At 48.1% G+C, this 18743-nt stretch carries 19 protein-coding genes; 2 read left to right on the top strand and 17 right to left on the bottom strand.

Annotation, left to right across the window (positions count from 1 at the left end; all coding sequences use genetic code 11):
- Nucleotides 1-49: 49 nt before the first annotated feature.
- Nucleotides 50-2224, top strand: coding sequence for an extracellular solute-binding protein (locus KOSB73_RS09775; RefSeq protein WP_082237496.1), 2175 nt, complete (start codon nucleotides 50-52; stop codon nucleotides 2222-2224).
- A gap of 115 nt (nucleotides 2225-2339) precedes the next feature.
- Here the strand turns inward: KOSB73_RS09775 and KOSB73_RS09770 are convergent, their stop codons facing one another.
- The 13 genes from KOSB73_RS09770 to KOSB73_RS30815 form a co-directional block, all read right to left on the bottom strand.
- Nucleotides 2340-2636 (bottom strand): hypothetical protein, encoded by a 297-nt coding sequence (locus tag KOSB73_RS09770; protein ID WP_074181151.1) that lies wholly within the window; start codon nucleotides 2634-2636, stop codon nucleotides 2340-2342.
- 1471 nt (nucleotides 2637-4107) lie between these two features.
- Nucleotides 4108-4428 carry a hypothetical protein gene (locus KOSB73_RS09760; RefSeq protein ID WP_064381292.1) on the bottom strand — a complete coding sequence of 107 codons (321 nt, stop codon included), beginning with the start codon at nucleotides 4426-4428 and terminating at the stop codon, nucleotides 4108-4110.
- On the bottom strand, nucleotides 4428-4667 hold the full coding sequence (locus tag KOSB73_RS31140) for a hypothetical protein (RefSeq protein ID WP_098140467.1): 240 nt from the start codon (nucleotides 4665-4667) through the stop codon (nucleotides 4428-4430). The genes KOSB73_RS09760 and KOSB73_RS31140 overlap by 1 nt, the downstream gene beginning before the upstream one ends.
- Before the next feature lie 70 nt (nucleotides 4668-4737).
- The gene (locus KOSB73_RS09750) at nucleotides 4738-5001 is read right to left on the bottom strand and encodes a hypothetical protein (RefSeq protein ID WP_064351664.1); all 264 of its coding nucleotides are present in this window, start codon (nucleotides 4999-5001) and stop codon (nucleotides 4738-4740) included.
- A gap of 179 nt (nucleotides 5002-5180) precedes the next feature.
- Complete coding sequence (locus KOSB73_RS30445; protein ID WP_106426859.1) at nucleotides 5181-7541, bottom strand: tail fiber domain-containing protein; 2361 nt, start codon at nucleotides 7539-7541, stop codon at nucleotides 5181-5183.
- Between the two features lie 84 nt (nucleotides 7542-7625).
- A complete protein-coding gene (locus KOSB73_RS09740; protein WP_098140466.1) occupies nucleotides 7626-10103 on the bottom strand; it encodes a MoaD/ThiS family protein in 2478 nt (825 codons plus the stop codon).
- Complete coding sequence (locus tag KOSB73_RS09735; RefSeq protein ID WP_098140465.1) at nucleotides 10090-10485, bottom strand: NlpC/P60 family protein; 396 nt, start codon at nucleotides 10483-10485, stop codon at nucleotides 10090-10092. Before KOSB73_RS09735 ends, KOSB73_RS09740 begins: the two co-directional genes overlap by 14 nt.
- Nucleotides 10482-10952 carry a hypothetical protein gene (locus KOSB73_RS09730; protein WP_098140464.1) on the bottom strand — a complete coding sequence of 157 codons (471 nt, stop codon included), beginning with the start codon at nucleotides 10950-10952 and terminating at the stop codon, nucleotides 10482-10484. The genes KOSB73_RS09735 and KOSB73_RS09730 overlap by 4 nt, the downstream gene beginning before the upstream one ends.
- Nucleotides 10952-11428, bottom strand: a complete 477-nt coding sequence (locus KOSB73_RS09725; protein ID WP_165774994.1) for a hypothetical protein — start codon at nucleotides 11426-11428, stop codon at nucleotides 10952-10954. The genes KOSB73_RS09730 and KOSB73_RS09725 overlap by 1 nt, the downstream gene beginning before the upstream one ends.
- Nucleotides 11429-11473: 45 nt before the next feature.
- The gene (locus KOSB73_RS09720; RefSeq protein ID WP_165774993.1) at nucleotides 11474-12007 is read right to left on the bottom strand and encodes an MltR family transcriptional regulator; all 534 of its coding nucleotides are present in this window, start codon (nucleotides 12005-12007) and stop codon (nucleotides 11474-11476) included.
- Nucleotides 12007-14577, bottom strand: a complete 2571-nt coding sequence (locus KOSB73_RS09715) for a tail protein (tape measure) (protein WP_098140463.1) — start codon at nucleotides 14575-14577, stop codon at nucleotides 12007-12009. Before KOSB73_RS09715 ends, KOSB73_RS09720 begins: the two co-directional genes overlap by 1 nt.
- Nucleotides 14578-14676: 99 nt before the next feature.
- Nucleotides 14677-15615 (bottom strand): phage antirepressor N-terminal domain-containing protein, encoded by a 939-nt coding sequence (locus KOSB73_RS09710; protein WP_165774999.1) that lies wholly within the window; start codon nucleotides 15613-15615, stop codon nucleotides 14677-14679.
- 106 nt (nucleotides 15616-15721) lie between these two features.
- Nucleotides 15722-15895: a hypothetical protein gene (locus KOSB73_RS30815; RefSeq protein WP_165774992.1), complete on the bottom strand. Its 174-nt coding sequence runs from the start codon at nucleotides 15893-15895 to the stop codon at nucleotides 15722-15724.
- 99 nt (nucleotides 15896-15994) lie between these two features.
- On the opposite strand from KOSB73_RS30815, the gene KOSB73_RS09700 reads away from it, so the two are divergent.
- Nucleotides 15995-16651: a LexA family protein gene (locus KOSB73_RS09700; RefSeq protein WP_133116567.1), complete on the top strand. Its 657-nt coding sequence runs from the start codon at nucleotides 15995-15997 to the stop codon at nucleotides 16649-16651.
- 75 nt (nucleotides 16652-16726) lie between these two features.
- Here KOSB73_RS09700 and KOSB73_RS09695 read toward each other — a convergent pair whose 3' ends face one another.
- From KOSB73_RS09695 to KOSB73_RS09680, 4 genes are all read right to left on the bottom strand, one after another.
- Entirely contained in the window at nucleotides 16727-17197 is a 471-nt protein-coding gene (locus KOSB73_RS09695) for a hypothetical protein (protein ID WP_098140461.1), read from the bottom strand.
- Entirely contained in the window at nucleotides 17194-17526 is a 333-nt protein-coding gene (locus KOSB73_RS09690) for a hypothetical protein (protein WP_098140460.1), read from the bottom strand. Before KOSB73_RS09690 ends, KOSB73_RS09695 begins: the two co-directional genes overlap by 4 nt.
- A gap of 148 nt (nucleotides 17527-17674) precedes the next feature.
- A complete protein-coding gene (locus KOSB73_RS09685; RefSeq protein WP_098140459.1) occupies nucleotides 17675-18091 on the bottom strand; it encodes a type II toxin-antitoxin system YafO family toxin in 417 nt (138 codons plus the stop codon).
- 1 nt (nucleotide 18092) lies between these two features.
- The gene (locus KOSB73_RS09680; protein WP_098140458.1) at nucleotides 18093-18665 is read right to left on the bottom strand and encodes a hypothetical protein; all 573 of its coding nucleotides are present in this window, start codon (nucleotides 18663-18665) and stop codon (nucleotides 18093-18095) included.
- Nucleotides 18666-18743: the final 78 nt, after the last annotated feature.

The raw sequence follows: 18743 nt of genomic DNA, 5'->3' as shown, positions 1-18743 counted from the left end.
TCAGATGTATGCCGTGCTAGCATCAACGTATGAGGGTAAGGATTAAAATATGCCGACAATCAAAGACATAGCAAAGCTAGCCGGTGTATCACACGGCACTGTCTCGAACGTACTTAATGGCAGAGGAAATGTCAGCGTTGAGAAGATTGAAGCGGTTCAACGAGCGGCTAAGGAAGTGGGCTATCAGTTAAATGCGCAGGCGCAATCGTTAAGAGCCAGTAAAAGCCAAGGGGTGGCGCTACTGCTGCCAGACATTAATGCGGAGCAGTATTACCAGCTTTACCGGGGCTTACATCAGGTCTGTCAGCCATCATTAAGCGAACCGCTGGATCTTTACCTGACCAACGATCTGCCCAACCTGGAACTGGAGATTCTGCAAACGCTGGCGGCAAAATCTTACCAGACCATTGTTACCGTCAGCTGCCTGAGCAATAGCCAACCTTATTATGAAATGCTCAAGCTGCCCGCGGAACAGATCCTTTTTGCATACCGGCAACCTACCGGAGCTGACAACTATTTCAGCCTCGATTACGTCACTGCGGGTGAACACCTTGCGAGAAGAGCGCTCGCGCAGCGGCCGGGCCATATCGGTATCTTCTGCGAACCCCTTGAATATGCTCATAGCGCATGTTTTATTCAGGCGATACAGGAGACCTGCCGGACAGTCAGTCCGCAGGCTAAGCTCACCGTGTTATCCTCCCAGGCGGGCGAGTCTAACACCGTAGCGTTTGATTTTTTCCGCGGGGTTCCCCCCGATATTTTCATCACTCAGGATAGTGATAAAACGCGAGCCGTGACGCAGGCAGCCTGGTTTGGTAGCGCGCAGCCCTGTCCGCCGATACTGCAGTTGAGTGATAATCTTCCGGCAGCCTTCGACGGCGTCACAAACTACCAGATGGACTATGGTCGCCTGGGTACCGCCATCGCTTCCCATATTCGCCAGCCTAAAAAACAGGTAACGCATCGAATTCTGACAAATAGCGGATTTTCATTAGATGGCCAATCCGTCCAGCCGCCTGAGACCGAGGCGACGCTGAATATGTTAATTTTGCCCAGCCCCTCAACCGATGCGCTGAAAAAGCTGTTACCTCACTTTTATCGTCAGACCGGTATCAAGGTAAATCTTGCGGTTTATCCTTATGATGAAGTGTTTGAAATTCTTTCCCATCTTCATCTGCATCCTTATTACGATCTCCTGCGCATCGATATGGCCTGTTTTCCCTGGTTTGCAGAAAAAGCCTTATTGCCGCTGGAGTCGATTTCCCCTGCGCTGCCGCAGCTGCTGACTCATTTTTCTGACCAGATTCGACAGCACTTCAGCATAGTGAATGGCACCGCATGGGCCATCCCCTTTGATGCCAGTATGCAGCTTCTGTTTTACCGACGCGATCTCTTTGAAGATGCGACGTTAAAACGGATGTTCTACGAAACGACGGGCAAAGAGTTGACGCTACCCAAAAACTTTGCGCAATTTGATGAGTTAGCGGCTTTCTTCAGTCGCCTGCATCAGCCGGATAACAGGCTGCGCCCGATGGGCACGGCGGTGACCTTAGGCAGCTCAGGGCTTATCGCCACGGAATATCTACTGCGTTATTACGCTCTCGGCGGACGTCTGGTTTGCGAAGGCGAACCGGTTCAACTGGAGACTTCGCTTGCCGCTACGGCGCTTGAACAATACCTGCAACAGCTCTCCGTCGCCGTGAATCTCTCAGGAGAATGGTGGAGTGACGCCGTTAAGCAGTTTGAGCGCGGCAACCTCGCCATGTTGATCATGTATCTCAATTTGTTCAACGACGTCGCGCATAGCCCTATCGCCCCCACTATCGGCTATGCTTCAGTCCCGGGACAGCTTCCACAGTTGGGAGGGGGATCCATTGGGATGTCCCGCTACAGCAAAAAGAAAAAACAGGTTGAGCAGTTCTTCAGCTGGCTTTATTCCGATGAAATTGCGCGTCATCTGGTTCTGCTCGGAGGAAACTGCGCCTGGTCAGGAATTTGTCACGATCAGAACGTCCTGAACCTCTATCCATGGTTTAATTTATTGAATGAAAAGGGCATGGTCGGGATAAGAGAGTCGCAGGGAACGCAGGGTAAGCCCTTCAACCTGCGCCAGGCAGAAATTATTATCGGCCAGGGTGTGACTAACGCGATTAATGGGATTATGGATGTCTCTCAGGCCGTGGAATACATTAACAGGCGAATAAAAAATGAAACCGGCGCCTGAGGCCGGGAAAACGAGCGAGCCTCTGCCCTTTTCTCAGAGAGTCTGCGTGTTGCCAGACTCTCCGAAACCAGGTCCAAGAGCAAAGTAACGTTGCGTTCCCAGCGGGGATAAATATCTATATTTGTTGGGATTGACGCCAGCGTTTAATCATCTCTTGAGTGACTTCTTTCTTATAACAAACTGGCGCATAACCTCCTGCTTTACTCCAGGCGCTGCGCCTGCCACAGGAACTGCCGTTTCTCGCCCGATTAAACGGACAAGCGCAAACGCCAGGATAAGAAGCAATAGAAGCCTCAATAATTTGCTGCTTAACTTGATCATCATTTAATTGCGGTGCTTTAGCGGCAGCAGCGCTGGCTATAAAAGCACACAGTAATACTAACACGGCGGTACCGAGTCGTTTAACGGCCATAAAGATTGCTCTCGTGAGAAAGGACAACTCAAATTACCCGGCAGAAGGAAAAAACATATTGATCTTTCTCAATAGTGCCGAATATCTCTGAAAGTATTTTTTTGTAGTGTCACAAGAAATCGTTATGCCTGCCTGCAGGTTGCTCGCAGATCCTTTACACAAAAATGCCATAAGGCCATAAAGGCTCGAATCTTATTCCGTGCTTATTCATTACTTTTAGCTTAAATATATTCGCTGAACGTCATTTTTCGAATCGCGAATCCGAGCTGAAATTTTACGGAAGCTATCTTTCCATTCAGCAGGTAATTTTTCACCTGAGCTATCTTACAAGCCATACTATAAGGAATACGCCCAAGCTTTTCGGCCAGCCAGAAGAGATGATCGCCTATTTTCTCCGTTGGAATAGGGTCTAATACTTCCCGTAGGATGGACTCATCATTGTCATTCCAGGCTATGCCAGCGTTTGGAAAACGTGGCTCGATAACCTTTTCTTTCTTTTCTTCACTCTTTTTAACCGACGAGGATTTTTGTGGAGAAAGTATAGCAACACGTCTTTTATCGCCCCGATGGCGGCAATAGCCCGGACCAAATCAAGGCGTTCTGTGCGTGTTAAAAAATTTTCATCACAAATTAAATTATTCAGCAAATCGATTATATCACTCAGCTCACCTTCAATTATATGATCCGACCCGACATATTGTGTGATTCAATAATGAATATATTAACGCAAATATTTTAAAGTATATCTGCTTATTTTACCAGGTATCTCTCAATCATCGTAAGGCCTACTGCTGTAGCTAATTGATACAATCTGCCGCCATTAATGAGTATGTATTATCTCTCTTTTGGCTCTGCCGTTTCTTTCTTTGGTAGATTGAGGGCTATGAGTCCCTCATCCTCCCAGGAACGAAATGAGCCCTTTAAAGGCTTATGTGCAGCTCTGATTCGGTTAGACCTACGTCAACTTCGATAGGGATAGTAAAAGAAAAACACTAATTCCAGGAAGTAAAAAGGTAAGGAAAGAGGATTCTTAACGAGAAAATGGTACGCCCTACAGGGTTCGAACCTGTGACCTACGGCTTAGAAGAAAGTAGAGCGTTAAATAACACACTGTAAACACATATGTTTTCCGCGTTCGCATCCGGTTTTGTGTCGTTACGTGTCGTTGTGTGACTTCATTGTCCTTATCGCGCTTTTCAGTTACGCCACAAATGCGACACATCACACAGGGCTATTATCTTGCCTCAAATCGTTGCTCGCATGGGGGTGCAACTCAGGGCTCTTCAACTTCTCCAGGCCCCTTAAGTAAATACATGCCCATGCAACCATCTCTTCAACTTAACTGTTCAGACCAGAAATATCTGGAAACATCTGGAATTTTCTCAGAAGATACACTCCGCGCAAAGACGCATACAGCAATAATGTCATGAAGTTTTTTCCCCTGAGTGTGCCTGCTCAGGGGATTTTTTTATCAAACAGGACTCGTATCCTGCCTCAAATCATTAATCGAGTGCGTGGCAACTCCGAGGACCTCAACATCATCCAGAGCTTCACCTTCAATGCTCTCGCCTTCCACTGTGATGAACGACTGACCCATTAACTTTGCAAACTGCAACTCACCTGCACAACGGATAAGTACAACGCTTCCCTGCGTCACTTTTAACGACAAGTCTAAAACAACATAGCCTCTGTCAGTCTGAATAACCTGAGAATTCGCATTGATGTCACATGCGGCTGTAACTGTCAGCACCGTCTCAATATAATCAGCCGCTGGCGACGGAAATGGACCCATTACATCACCCTCCCCATGTTGCGGAGAATCCACAGCCTGTTTTCTGTGTGATTCGGCGTTTTGTCAGCGAAGCACGACTGATAGCGTTCTATCCAGCGATTGGCTTCTGACTCTGAGAAATGAATGCCCCGCAGCATCAAACAAGAGATGAAGTCTCGTGTGTGTAGATACTGGTAGCCTTTCGAGTTCCGAAGTATCGACTCCCGAAAGGCGTTGTTGATGTCTGATTGTCTGAGCATGATCCCTACTCTCAATAATACTGGTTATATGTACAGTATTATTGAGTGGCTAAACACGTCAAGTTGTCATTTATTCACTTTTGGAATATACGGGGCGGGTTGACAAAAACTCATCTATATCTTGCCGGGAAATGAGGACTTCAGCACCTTTCTTGCTGGGGTTTTTTATAACCTTATCCATCCATAAAATATCCATATCATCAACAGTAAGCGTCTCAGCGGCATACTGCGCTGTTTCTTGTGAATCATAGCGCCCTCCTGTGATGACATGTCTATATTTAATGAACCACATCGAATCCTCTACAACATATTCAACTTCACCTAAATCCATCATCGATATTTTCCTTCATTTAAATAAAGCTACAAAGCATTTTTGCTTTTGCAGAAATGCATTATTTGAGATGAACACCACTTTGGGTATCCATCTCTAATGATTATGTATCACACAATTACAATGGAAAAGCAATTATACATAATGCGTTGCGAGTGTTGATAATTTTTGATTGAATATCATTATTTATTCAATTGCGATATCTCCTCAAGTGCATCAAGTCTCTTTGATAATATATCTTGGTTGGCAATAATCGCCCTTGTAATCCAGAATAATAACTCTTCTTTTCTAAATGCATACTCACTCATAGCTGGCTGTGCATCTTTGATGACCCGACTACCTGCAGGCGTCTTTAGCTTCCGGCCCCCTTTTTCTTCTGCTTGACGAAGCGTGACACCATCATCCTCATAGATAGCTGGCTGATCAGGGATAATCTCATAGATATCGCCCCATGCCTCTACCTCTTCTGGACTGGCGACTTGCTCTATATGTACAAAGCAGGAATAATCGCTCCATACAAGACCGTAGCGCGTCATGATTTCAATGGCATCTTGTACTGTCGGACCAGAATGCAACCTTGCTTCATCCCCCTCTGTTTGATATTTTTCTAACCACTGCCACACCGAGTCAAGTTGTCCGATTTCGTAAAACGCAGAAATTTCTTTAGTGTCAATCTGGCGAAGGTTGGTTTTTTTCCTTTTATCTGACGTTCCTATTGTGCTATTAACTGCAAAAACCTGAGTCCACCTAAACGCCCCTGCGCCACAAGATAATGTATTATCTGTTCTGGGGGCAAATCGAGAATCGGCTGATGATAACTGCAATCCGTATGTCGAATTTACCGGGTTAAGATAAAGAGTTGATGAATAACCAGTGAAGCTATTGCCATCGGGACCTAATGAATATTTTGGTGCCGCAGCCTGGGTTCTTTGATTAGCCTGAGTTGTCGAGAAAAACCAACCTGGACTACCGTTGAAAACATTAAAAAGCAACCCATCGCCCACTGCATTTCTCACTCTCCAAACAGAAGCGGTGACTCCATTATCAGTCGTGTCTGCTAATTGCGGGTTGAACAGTCTAGGGCTATAAGATGACAGTACTGTATTGCTAAATGAACTAAAATCATCTAGCACATTGTTAAATATGAAATTTGCAGCCCTTACAGTAGTAGGAGTTACCACATTAAATGTAAGGGTGCTTATTCCTGAAAAGTTACCTTTAAATTCAAAAACAGAGGCGTCGGTCGTTTCACAAATTAAGTTACCTTCAAATGATAGGTTTCCACTAAGATTATCTGTATTACAATTAGTTAGTTTGTATGCTCTGCAGTTGGTGCCCCCAAAAAACTTCATATCCCACGTTTGGTTATAAAGGTAAGCTGGAGATGTGATTCCATTAACCCTGATCCCATTCCCAAATGTTGACCCGGCTAAAACTTGGTTCTGTACATTGGTAAATGAATTGCCATGAAAACTATTATCGCCTCCGTTGACTTCAAAAATAATATTATCGGCACAGTTTTGCACCCTACTATTTGTAAAAGTATTAAACTCAGTAAAACTGCCAGAGGTTCCACTATTGCTAAATTTAATGCCGCTTGCACCATTAAGTAGCCATAAATCCGAGTTGTGGGAAAAGCAGCATCCATCCAGAAGGTACAGATTAACATTCCTTACTGAATCATTGGTTGTAGATAGGCCTATTCCGTGTAGTGATTTTTGAGATATTGAGCCACTTCCACCAATATTGGATATGCCCACACTCCCAGCAGGACCGCGAAAGAAAAGCCTCGTATTTCTTTGCCCCGCCCCAACAAGCTTAACTCCCTGGTATCCTTTAAACCCTTGCCCACCTAAATTTACATCCTCCAATGAAACATCAATCAATGCAAAGCCTGCGGGGATCTCAACAATTTGGTATCCAAGAGCTATAGCTTTTGCAATCGCCTGTCTTAATGCTGGGCCATTATCTGTTCCGGTTTGAGATGTAATATTGAAGTCTGGGGTGTAGCCAAACATGCCTGGGGTAATATGGAATATGGCGTCCTGGACTGTTCCCCCCTGCTCAAGAGCAATAATAGACCCTCCATTCCCCGGCGCGCTTGAACCCAACTCTTGACGAAGAGCGGCATCACCGACAGATACAAAATGCGCAGCGTCAGTACTGATCCATGTTTCGTCAGTATTACCAGTCGTGGTAAACGGGATATCTGTTGCTGCGGTAAGTTTATACAACTCGTTGTCATAGCGAACGAGCTGGTTATACTCGGTGAGCGTCAACGGACCTGCAGTATAATCACCGATTACTTCATAACCCGAGTTTTGGATAAATGTATTGAACCGGCTTTCTCTTTCCTGCTGAGCTGTATTGAATTGATTATTTCTACCGGTATTAGTCAGGCGCTTTACACCAAGGCGATCAGTGTAGTATTCGCCAGAGCCGGTTACTTCTTCGTCAAGCTTCGCACCTGCAAATACAGCGTTACGAATGTCAGTACTTGGAACAGGAACCTGTGTCGGTGTTGGTAATGGAACTTCTGCCATGTGCATGTCGCCCTATATAGACGCGCGAAACACTCAGAAATTAATCTGGTGTTGTGCGCGATAGTTGGTAGTTAATGCTGTGTGTTACGGATAAATCGAGTCTGAATACTCAGTGAGTGAGAGGGTTTGTGTGTCGTCACCGTTGGGCTTAGCACTGTCCACGCGCCAGATTGTGGAGTTCAGTTCCGAGTCGGTAGCGATGAAATACCGGCTGGGATTTTGGACCGTGCTGCGATCATAAATGTTGAGGTCGAAAGTATCGGCCGCTGCCTGAAATGCTTTGGGCTTGCCGCTTACCGGATAGGCTCGCCAGCGCCCGCGGTAATTGCCGAGGCTGTCGGTCATCACCACCCACATATCGCCGAGTGAGAAGTCGATACGCTCTGACGTCGAGAACACATCCCCGGAGCGACCAGTGATGTATCCGGTCTGCTGCGCGTTGTCGTACATGTCCGGACACTGAACAACCGTACCGCGCACCACCTGGGTTTCTTCCAGCACTTTCACCGTCATGGTCAGGCGCGAGTAAAGGAGCTTTCTCGCTTCGAGCCACGCCCGGTCATTAGCCTGAGTGGAGTTGCGGCAGCCGTCCAGACTGATTTGCATCGCGTTAACGGTAGCATCTTCAACCTCAGTGATTCCGCTGCTGTCGATCTGCAGGTAGACGTAAGCCTTCTTGTTCGTAAGAGGGTCAACGTAGTCCAGCGCTACGCCGTCATAACCACCGGGGAGAGACATTTGCCAAGCGACTTTGTACTCGTCCCAGAACATGTTTGAACGCGCAAAAACCGCATCCGGGTTTGTCACTTTCTCATCACGCCAGAACGTCAGCACATCGCCGATGTTGTTGCCGTCGACGCGAGCGACATTAGCGATCGTTGCTATGCGCTCACCCAGCGGCTGTTTCTCATCGGAGAAGGTGTAATCGAAATACCCAAGCTGAGCATCCGTCAGTGAGTCAGCAATGGCATACAGAGCGACGACGTCAATACTTGCAACGTCCTGTTTACCGACAACCACCCATTCGTGAAGGATAGCGTCGGCAAAAGACCGACTTGGCCGCAGCGTATAATCAACCGCGCCTGTTGTCCGGTCGTAGTTGATGGTATGCCGCTGTGCCAGCATGTTGTACTTCTGCTCGCGGTTTGAGTTGCTGTCGTTCGGCCCCTTAATCGTGATACGGGCGATCGTGTCTTCCGGATAAACGACGTTTTCCCGTACGTTCACCGCGTGGATCGCCATCAGCGTTACGACGTTAGCATCGTTGCTGTTGTCGAGTCGCTCGATGGTCACCGCATAGCGTCCCGCCCCAGCCGCCGGAACGAATTTATGCGTTGTGCGGAAATACCGGGTCGTCACCTGGAAATCGTTGTCGAAGAAGTAATCGTACTGTTCTGACGTACCCGGCACCTGATTATTGTCGTCATCAACCTGCCAGAATTTAATCCGGTATTGCGTTGTGCCGGCCGTCGCGCCGAGCTGGACTAGCACATGCACCCACACCTGCGTCGAGACGATTGGCGAGACTGACGGTCCAATAACAAGCGGAGTCTGGTCATTCAGCGTGAACAGAGTCGAGTTGATAACTGCATTGCCCGGCAGCGACGTGATCTCTCCAGAGAGTTCGCCGATATAAAACGTCGTGTACGAAAGCGTATCTTCGCCAATAAAGCTCTCTGAGGAGATGATGTTCCCGGCGCCGGTGACGTTTCGAGTAACGCTTGTGCCACCGTCGTTCCATGTGGCGTTGATGACGAACGTAACCGGGTGCGGCACCGACAGCGCAGCGAAGTAGGCAAAGTTATCATCGTTCGACAGAACAACAGCTTTGAGCTGATTGCTCTCTATCGCGACTGATGTCGGCGTAGTTGTTGTGGCGGTCTGAGCCGGGAAATCTTGAGACTCATTCAGACCCGGCACAGTCTCGTTATCGACGTCATCGAACTGATAGCCGACTTCTATCGTGCCAATCACGTCACCCGGGTTATAAATCGCAGAACTCGCTCCAGCCAGGCTACCAAGATTCGATTCCGAGTAGCGGATCGAGGAAATGGTGTACCGGCCATAACCGACCTCAAACCATTCTGTAAGCTGCTTGTTATTGTCGACGAACTCGAAAAGCGCCTCCTGAATCAGGTCAGGAAATACGCGGCACTGGCCGTAAATGTTCGGACGCCCCTTATAGAGTCGCGCGCGGTTCGTCTGGCCAGTTAAGTCATTATTCGGCGATTCTCCCGTCGCAACCGATACAGAGGCACTCGGCTTGTTTGACAGGCCGAATACCTTCAGCGCACCGGAAAGGATTTTCGAGACCGGACGCAATATTGTGGTGACCAGTTTTCCGACTCCGCCCTCCGGCTGGTCGAACACAGCCACGACGTCACCGGCACTCAGTGGCCGACTGATATCGTAGTCGTCCGGCAGCGCGCGGCCATTCAGTTTAACGACCACATCGCGGTGTAACTGCAGAGAATCCAGAAGGCTCACCAGTGCGGTTCCGGTCTCTACCGTTCCTGACTGCTTCGGCGCGCCGGGCAGTCGCTGCAATTCATATCGAACCATGCACCATGTACTCCACTTTGCTGTAAACCTTCAGTAAGGCCAGCGGGCTGTCGCAGCGTACGAAACCGAATTCGCCGCGGGCATGCAGGCACTTAACCGGGCTGATCATTACCCCGATGTGCGCCGGCACTTCTCCGCGGTAAAAAACGGCGATGCAACCGGTGGTCGCCACCGGCACGCGCCGCCAGTGGACGTGCTCATGTTCGTAGCAGGTGATGAACTCCTCGCCCGATTCGTAGCCGGCGATGTGGTGCAGCTCCAGCCCCAGCACATGCCGGTAATAGAGAACCACCAGGCCCCAGCAATCCATTTGCTCAAAACTACAGGTACGGTTAGCCCAGGGCTTGCCGTTAACAAGCCCGATAAATTCGCTCTGTGTCATACGGTGATTAGCCCGGGATAGTCTTTCGTTGTGTAAATGATGGAGTTGGCCAGCGTCAGCGGGTTAGTTTTCCCGGCGGTCACAGTGACGTTGCTGGCATCGGCGGAAATGTCGTTCACGTAAAGCGTCCAGTCTTTCAGTGATGCCGTGTCACCGATCGCATCCCACTGCTGATACAGGCATTTTATCGGCGTCATTCGCGCCGCCCCGCGCCAGCTTTTTAGCGTCTGCCGGACGTGTTCCGTCGCGGCGACAAAGGTGATCGTCATGGATATCACTGCCGTTCCGTCCTGCGCTGGCTCGGTCACGCTGAACCGCGCAGGCTCGAACGAGTTTCCGCCAAACGTCGCTGGGCGGAACAGGTTGTTCACAACACGGTAATAGCCGAAAGCAGGGTGATAAAACTCCACAGTCTGTTTGATGTCGCTCGCCGGCCGCCGCTCTTTCCACTCTCTCAATGTCGGCATCAGTCGGACCTCGGCATCACTTCTGTCACCAGATAATCCAGCCAGTAGCCATAACCCGGCTGCGCTTCGACAATCCAGTCGTCGTAATCCTCGGTCATATCCTCGATACCGTTGCTGATAACCGTCGCCGTCCAGGTGACGATGCTGCCGTTTTTGCTGGTCTGCACCGGCATACTGACGAAGTGAAGCGTCTGTTGCTGCACGCCTTGTGTATCCCCAAGGTCGATTGGCATCTGGAACCAGTTGCGCCCGCGGTCGCAGTATGTCGGCGAGCGCAGCCATGACTTAAATCGCTCGGCCTGCGCAAGAGTGAATATCCATTGCAGCGTCCAGGTTGCTTTCAGGTCCGTGGTGATCGGGGTAAATATCGCGGGGCCGACGGCAGTTTGCGTCGTCTGCCAGGCTGTATCCTGCGTCATGTTCTGATCGGCGCGCTGGGGCAGCGGCAGGAACGGAGGGTATTGAGCTGTTGCCACGTTTCCTCCGGGCATTAAAAAACCCGCCGTAGCGGGTTGGTTTGGTTAATCAAGCGGCGCAAGCCTTTCAATCGAAAGTCTTATTCGTTGAAGAGCGGCCATATCCATCGCAAAAAATAAAAGAAATTTTTCTCTTGTTGAAGTTGCATCTTTAGATTTGCTTATTATCTCATCAAGCGCACTTGATTGATCGTCTCTTAATGAATAGATTTCATTCAATCTATTTTTTACACTTTGATTATCAAAACTATATGTTTCAATATTATGAGCGAAATCATTTCGTATGCGACGAAAAATGCTGAGTGAATCTCTTATAACTTTACGAATTAACCCAAGTCGATACGCTATTAAAATCTTCGATTCCAGTGTTCCCAGTGGAGGGTTTGAACCGACGAATAACTCATCGTTTTTAGCATCATTTTCCAATAAAAATGCTGCTATCAACCCAGCCAGAGCCTTTTCAATAACACTTGATGCAACAAGTACCGCGCCTCGATCGCTTTCGGCTTGTAGCAACTTGTAGTTATGCAAAAAAGCATCTGACATTTCTTTGCCTACAAGAACCTCATCAGAAGTCACTAATATGACCCTCTCGCCTTGATTGATAATCCGAATCTGTCCATCATACCAGATGTCATCGGTCCACCACGGTCCAGATCGGTTAAAAACGCATCCACAGTTACCACATTACCCTCCTGCATCGCCTGCGCCTGGAATGAATGCTGTCCGCCACTGGTTTGGTCATAAAACTGGATGTTTACCTGGACCTGGCCGCCATTCATATCCTTATTGCTGATGACCTTCCCGTTATCGCCAGGGATCATGTACTGCTTGCCGGTGCTGGCCTGGTAAATCTCCGGCTTACCTTTCTCGCCGACCTGATACATGCTGTTAGCCGATACCGGCCCGCCATTATAGCGCGCGCCAGCCAGAGCAAGACCGCTCGCAAGCCCTACAGTCGAAGTGATGCCTGCAGATGCCGGCGCGGCGTTTGTTCCCAGTGTTGCTAGCGATGCCAGTGCAGCAGCTGGCGCCCATGCCGTAGCTGTAGTGGCTGCCATTCCTACAGATGACGCAACAGAAGCCGCCCCGAGCGTCTGGCCGAGGATGTAGTTTTTCAGCGCCTCCACGCCAACCTGAACAATGCTGTTGATCACACTGTTCAGGATGGTATTCCCGAGTGACCGCATCGCCTCCTGAGCTGACATTGTGCCGGTGAGAAGACCAGTAATTGCGTTTGAGGCATTCCCGCTAAAGGCGTCCACCGCACTCGTCAGCATGTTATAGCCGAGGCTTTGCTGGCTCAGGATTTCCCATTGAGCTGCGGTCCTCTGCTGCTCATACTGCCGGTCAGCGGCATTTTTCAGCGCTAATGCATTCTCATGGGCGAGAACTCCTTGCTGCTCGAACTGCTGAATCAAAGCCAGCTCCTGCGCGTGCTGGTTAGCCAGCTGTTGGACAGGGTCAATCTGCCCCCGAGCTTCCTGCATGGGGCTTACAGTTTGCTGAGCGCGTATCTTAGCCAGATTAGCCTGGTGCTGAGCCTCCAGTTGCTCACTGGTTTGATCGTACTGTTGCTGGGTAATCCTCTTCCCATCAAGAGCGGTTTTTAGATCCTTCATATCCTGCTGATAAGAGGCGTTCTCTCTTGTTTCCGGGAGGAGCTTTTGGGCAGCGGCTTGGGCTTTGAGAGCGTTTGCCGTATCCCATGCAGCCGCTGCATCACGTTCAACTTGAGCAACCTGTTGCGGTGTAGCATTCGTTAACTTCTGTTTTGCTGCCAGTATCGCCTGTTCGCGCGAGTGTTCGCTTGTAGAATCGGCAGCCAATTTTGCTTTCTGGCTGTACTCTTCGACAACTTTTGCATTTCTCTCTGCCTGACTCTCACCTTTCCTCTGCTCCGCTGTCAGCTTCTTATGCGAATCGAGATTGGTGTAAGTCGCGGCAGCATCATCCATCATTCGCTTGGTGTGCGGATCGTCTTTTGAGAATCCCGCGTCCTCAGCTGCATATTGAGCCGCTAATTTTGCCCTTGCGGTACCTTGTAGTTTAGATAGCGCCAGATTCCTCTCGGACTGCTGAATTAAGCTTTTTTGCCCGGCGGTTAGGTTGTCTGTGGACTTCTTCAACAATTCAAAGTTAAAGGCCGCCTGAGATGCTCCGGTGGAAAGGTCTACTATCTTGTTGTAAAGCTCTACTAACTCAGGTTTGGCGTTTTTTGATGACGAAATCATATCGCCAATTCTTAACGCTAAAGTCTGAAGAGCCTGAGGCGATGGATTATCGCTTAGATCGGCGAGCTGTTTAGTAAGCCCAAACGCCGCCTCTTCAGAAATACCCAACTTAGAGGCTACGGCACCGACTGTATTACCGATGCTATTGGCTGTTGCCGAGAACGCCTGTCCCGCCCCATAAGCCTGATTCATCGCAGATTTGTAATCATCTGTCGTGATATTTAGCGACTTAAGCCGATCGTTGAATCCTTCAATAGATGCATAACCACCACCAAACGCTGAAATAGCTTTATCGCCAAATGAGAGAAATGAGTCTGCTGCATCACCGATAGCTTTAGGTATCTTTGAAATTGCCTGATTATATTCAATCGCAGCCTGATTTCGGAGTAATGTTGCAGCGGTAGCATTCACTCTGGCAAGGTTTGCGTATTTGTCAGAAAGCGCAGCGATACCCTGAGTAGAAACAGAGATAACATCATTCATCCTCTCGGCGGCATCTTTAAGCGCATCCATTGCACTTTTGCCACCATTGAGAGAAGAAATTAAAGTCCCTGCAACAACAGTTCCAAGCGCGATTAGCGCCCCGACGATAGCACCGCCTGGCCCGAATGCCCCAGCTAGCTGCGATCCTTGCTGACTAAATGCTACCAATGCAGATTGACCACCTTGCACCTGAACGATGAAGTCCTGGATCTGATAACCTGCTTGCTGAACGCTCCCCCTTAACCCTGAAGACATAACTTTAGAGGTAGCGTTAAGTTGCGTATCAAGCTTTTTGAATTGCCCTGATGTTTTTTGTGCATTATCTCCAATGTTATCAAGGGCTTTATTCGCTTGCTGCTGACCAGTAAGCAATTTTGCAACATCGGCCTCGATCTCAATGTAGATTCCGCCAACATTTTCACCTTCCGCCATGCTTCCTCCGGGCAATAAAAAACCCCGCCGGAGCGAGGTTTGCGTCATGGGTTACAAGATTTTTGTAACCCGTTTGACCTACACTTTTTGTGTAGGTCCCTAACCAATTACGTATTCAGCCTTTCCGCCACGGAACGAGATGGTTTTATTTCCCGCCCGGCGGCAAGCGTCTGCGATAGCCTTCATGCCGTACTCGACATTACCCAGATGTTTGCGCATCGCTACAATTTCGGCCTTCGGCGCTGATACATCAAAGCCAGCCTCCTCCAGAACGTTAATCAGGCGAATGGCCGCAGAGGTCGAGTTATCGCCGCAAAGCATATCCATCGTCACATCCAGTGCAGGAGCAGTGCAGCCCCTGCCAAATGTGAGGTTGCCACTGCGAACCAACGGGTTGTTATCGATCCACCATTGAAGCGGAATGTTTACGTCAAACTTAGGTGCTGGTAGCGTTTCCTGCTTGCCAAGGAATTCACCCTCAAGAGGCACACGCGCAGCGATAGAAAGCGCCTCGGTAAACTGGTCGTCGTTGATTTCTTTGTAACTGCAACCAAAGTGAGATTTCAGTGAAGACCACATGGTAATCATCGCCTTGGCCTGATTCTCTTTCGGCAGCGCCTTTCCGCGAGTCATTACCAGTTGCTTAATTGCTTCCTGTTGCTCTGAAGTGATTTTACCGGGGAGTGACTTTTTAGCCTTACGTGGGTTCTTAACCTCGCCTTTCGTCCAGTACTCGTAAAGAACATCGTCGCACTCTTCCTGATAACGAATCACGCTATCGCGAATTTCAGGGCGGACTTTGTTGGGGCTGATGGTTTGCAGCCAGCCGTTCAATTTGCGAAGAGCAAGGCAAAGCATTGTTTGCTCACCACCTTTTGTAGGGATCATGATTTCCCTGACCCCTTTGGCAAAACGTGATTTCAGCTTATCGGCCTGCCCCTGGTATGTTAACCCCATGCCATCGATGATAGGACGCATCGGGGTGTATGCCTCATTATCAACACTGACAACATACAGATCAGAACCGTAGAAAGGCACGTTGATAGTGGAAACAGCAGTTGCTATACTCATATTCGTTAGTTCCTTGGTAGATACTGACAAATTAGAAGCCTCAATGGTTGCAGCCATTGGGGCTTCGTCGTTTTTACTGAATAACCACATCACCCTTCTCCTCAAGCTTCATAAGCAATTCCATACGATATGCGATCTCAGCTTGAATAGAACGATGGCAGCGCTTAGCTGAATCTCGGATGTGATTGTCGATCTTTTCTACAAAACGAACCTGGCGCGGCTTGATAGTGGAAATCTTTTCAGACATCATGAACTCCTCTTTTTTCTCTACATAAAAACTCATATGAACTTGTAGAGATATTAATATGAATTTTTCATATGTCAACATGTCTTTAAGGGTGAAATTGTGAACTTCGATTCCCTGTTCAACGAGCGAGTCTCAACGCTAAGAAAATCTTTGGGCCTGACCCAGACAGAGCTTGCAAAACAAATTGGAGTTGTTCAGCGCCAAATTGCGGCATACGAAGGTGGTGAGTCCAAACCAAGAGATGCTGTTCTGCTGCGCTTGGCTTCAGCGCTTGGGACTACTCCTGGCTGGCTGGCGTCTGGTGATGGGCAGGAGCCCAACCTCAAAAATTTCATTCCCTACACATCCGTTCGTCAGGTACCACTTCTGACTATGGGACCATTTGCTGACAAGCTTGAAGAAGCTTTAAAATCCGCCACAACATTCCACCCTTGCGGCATTAAGGTTAGCGACGAAGCTTTCGCCCTCAAAATTGTTGGTGAATCAATGAGTGGCTCGGGAGGATTTAGCTTTCCTACTGGCTGTGTCGTTATCTTCGACCCGAAGGTTGAACCCCGGCAAGGTAGCTTTGTTCTGTATGGCTATGAAGACGAAATGACATTTAAGCAGTATTTCAGCGATCTCTTTCAAATCACCCTCAAGGCATTGAATGCAAATTATGGTGACCTTGTTTTAGCCAAGGGGGATGGATTCCTTATGGCTACTGCGGTTTATGCAGAGATAAATTTATCTGCAAATTTAATAGTTTCCCAATAATTCAAAATAGTAGGTAAAACTTACTTTCCGAAATAGAACAAAAAACCCACCTGATGGTGGGTTGCCTAATCTACGTTACTGACAATTTCTGGAGTTAATTTTTAATTGTTGATCCAGTATCTTCAGTGCATTGCGACCGATTTCGCTCTTATCAGCCAAGAAGGCAGGCTCTTTAGATCTCTTAATGAAAACATGACCGCTATCACCATCTGTATAAACGAACCGACCTCCAATTCTGCTTATATCTGTGTGTCCCGAAACAATCCCGCAGACAGCATTTGAGTTTTCATGTCGGAATACCTTTATCTCAGAGAAATCTAGCCCCAACAATGGATTGAAGTTACTGTCACAATTAATGACAGCAGAACCACTCTTGGCCTTCCCGCTACCTTCAAGCAACCTCCATCTCTCACAGTCTCCTGGCTTATACTTCTGAGATAGATCTTTCCTTACAGCCTCTTTCGCATCATTAACAATCTGAGCGTCAGATTTTGCATAACAAAATGACGACAAGAAAAGTAGTCCGGTAATAATTACCTGCCTCACATCGCCACCCCGCGCTCTTTATGAATAGACTTCTCATTCATCATTTCTATAACGCGCAGACCGAAATCGGTTAGCGTGTATGGGCGCGAGAAGAGGTTAATCATCCGTGATAAATGCTTATGGGGGTCCTTCAAAACAGGATCGTCAGGATGCTTTCTCGCATTGGTATGAGCCACCCCAACCAACCCGAAGACCAACTGTTCAAAAACAACGGTCTTGGTAACTCCGTCATAAGTCACCGTGTCACCGCCGGTTGTTTCTTTTAGGTGCCGTAAATATGCCTTGGCGATTTCTTCACTCAGGCGCTGTAACTGTTCTTGTTCGCTCATATCCCTATCCCCTCAATAAACGATGCGGCAATCGTAGCAGAGGGGAAGCGATACGACAAAACCACCTGATCGTTTATCAGGATGTTCGGCGGTGCTCTTCCGAGCTAGTGAATTAAGGCGTTGAAACAAAAAACCGCCGACCGGCGGATTAGGCATTGTATGTCTCTAGCTTATCAAGTTCATCTTGAGGAAGTTCAGAGAATGTATCTTCTACAAGCTTAATAATCGATGGCAGTAATGAATCAATCTGATCATGTGCATTAGGGCTGATTATGGCTACTATCTGGTAGTGTTCGTCATTATAAAGATGCTTAGCGTAAACCAAATAATTATCGCAGGTTCTCTGGCTCAGCGAGTACTCTGGAGGCCACGGCTTATCGCCAGGAAGTTTAAGATGTATCTTCTTGATGTTTGCGGCCATAGCTTCGTAGCTTCTTTCAAAGCTACCATGTGAACCAAAACACCAGTATTGGGTTTCATTGGATATGGTTTGAGCCAGCATTTTAGCGTATCTATGCGCTGCAGCTTGCTGGTATAACCCACTAGTAATACTGACTCTTACCATGTCACATCCACTTTGGAGAATCAGCCCCCAGCATGATGTGTGAAGTTTTAATTAATGAAATCGCGTCGTCACGACGTATATCTAAAGATTCAACATCGGCGGACGCTGATTTTGCCTCTTTGACTTCAGTAATCATTTGGTTTGCGATGTTTTCTGCTGCAGAAAGTGCCTTAACATATTTTTTCTTTAAGGGTCTGAGCATGCTGATATGCCCGCTCCACATAGGAGAACTTTCAGCAAATGCAAACATTTCTACAACATGACCGCGAGCATTCTTACATGCCACAGCCAAAGCATTCATCGTCTCTATGAGCCCTTCAGGCGCGCTCCCTAAATCAATCTCCCCCGAGCGCACATTAGCCAAGTGATGCATACCTTCTTTTGCCATGTCTTCTATCAGCTTGATGCTTGCGACAACTGCTGTACACCTGCGCAAAGACTCTTCTGCATTCAATCTCGCAGGCATTTCACAGGCATTAGAAATCAAGGGCTTGAATGCACTATTAACAGCATCCTGAACCTTGTTCATTTGTTGAGTTATCGCAGCCAATGCAATCGCTTGACTGATAGCCATACTAATTCCCTCTGCCGCTCTTAACGACTTAAATGCCACAAAATCGTAATTAGCCTAATGCTAAAAGTTAGCAAAGTG

The organism is Klebsiella grimontii (assembly GCF_900200035.1).
Lineage (GTDB): Bacteria > Pseudomonadota > Gammaproteobacteria > Enterobacterales > Enterobacteriaceae > Klebsiella > Klebsiella grimontii.
The sequence above is the reverse complement of the archived record's forward strand: the minus strand, read 5'-3'. Positions and strand labels throughout refer to the sequence as shown.

Excerpts from the sequence above, each read along its gene's own strand:
- KOSB73_RS09730 (WP_098140464.1), bottom strand. The coding sequence starts at position 10,952 with ATGCCGACATTGAGAGAGTGGAAAGAGCGGCGGCCGGCGAGCGACATC.
- KOSB73_RS09735 (WP_098140465.1), bottom strand. The coding sequence starts at position 10,485 with ATGACACAGAGCGAATTTATCGGGCTTGTTAACGGCAAGCCCTGGGCT.
- KOSB73_RS30815 (WP_165774992.1), bottom strand. The coding sequence starts at position 15,895 with ATGTCTGAAAAGATTTCCACTATCAAGCCGCGCCAGGTTCGTTTTGTA.
- KOSB73_RS31140 (WP_098140467.1), bottom strand. The coding sequence starts at position 4,667 with ATGCTCAGACAATCAGACATCAACAACGCCTTTCGGGAGTCGATACTT.
- KOSB73_RS09680 (WP_098140458.1), bottom strand. The coding sequence starts at position 18,665 with ATGGCTATCAGTCAAGCGATTGCATTGGCTGCGATAACTCAACAAATG.
- KOSB73_RS09715 (WP_098140463.1), bottom strand. The coding sequence starts at position 14,577 with ATGGCGGAAGGTGAAAATGTTGGCGGAATCTACATTGAGATCGAGGCC.
- KOSB73_RS09685 (WP_098140459.1), bottom strand. The coding sequence starts at position 18,091 with ATGGTAAGAGTCAGTATTACTAGTGGGTTATACCAGCAAGCTGCAGCG.
- KOSB73_RS09690 (WP_098140460.1), bottom strand. The coding sequence starts at position 17,526 with ATGAGCGAACAAGAACAGTTACAGCGCCTGAGTGAAGAAATCGCCAAG.
- KOSB73_RS09740 (WP_098140466.1), bottom strand. The coding sequence starts at position 10,103 with ATGGTTCGATATGAATTGCAGCGACTGCCCGGCGCGCCGAAGCAGTCA.
- KOSB73_RS09750 (WP_064351664.1), bottom strand. The coding sequence starts at position 5,001 with ATGATGGATTTAGGTGAAGTTGAATATGTTGTAGAGGATTCGATGTGG.
- KOSB73_RS30445 (WP_106426859.1), bottom strand. The coding sequence starts at position 7,541 with ATGGCAGAAGTTCCATTACCAACACCGACACAGGTTCCTGTTCCAAGT.
- KOSB73_RS09770 (WP_074181151.1), bottom strand. The coding sequence starts at position 2,636 with ATGGCCGTTAAACGACTCGGTACCGCCGTGTTAGTATTACTGTGTGCT.
- KOSB73_RS09760 (WP_064381292.1), bottom strand. The coding sequence starts at position 4,428 with ATGGGTCCATTTCCGTCGCCAGCGGCTGATTATATTGAGACGGTGCTG.
- KOSB73_RS09775 (WP_082237496.1), top strand. The coding sequence starts at position 50 with ATGCCGACAATCAAAGACATAGCAAAGCTAGCCGGTGTATCACACGGC.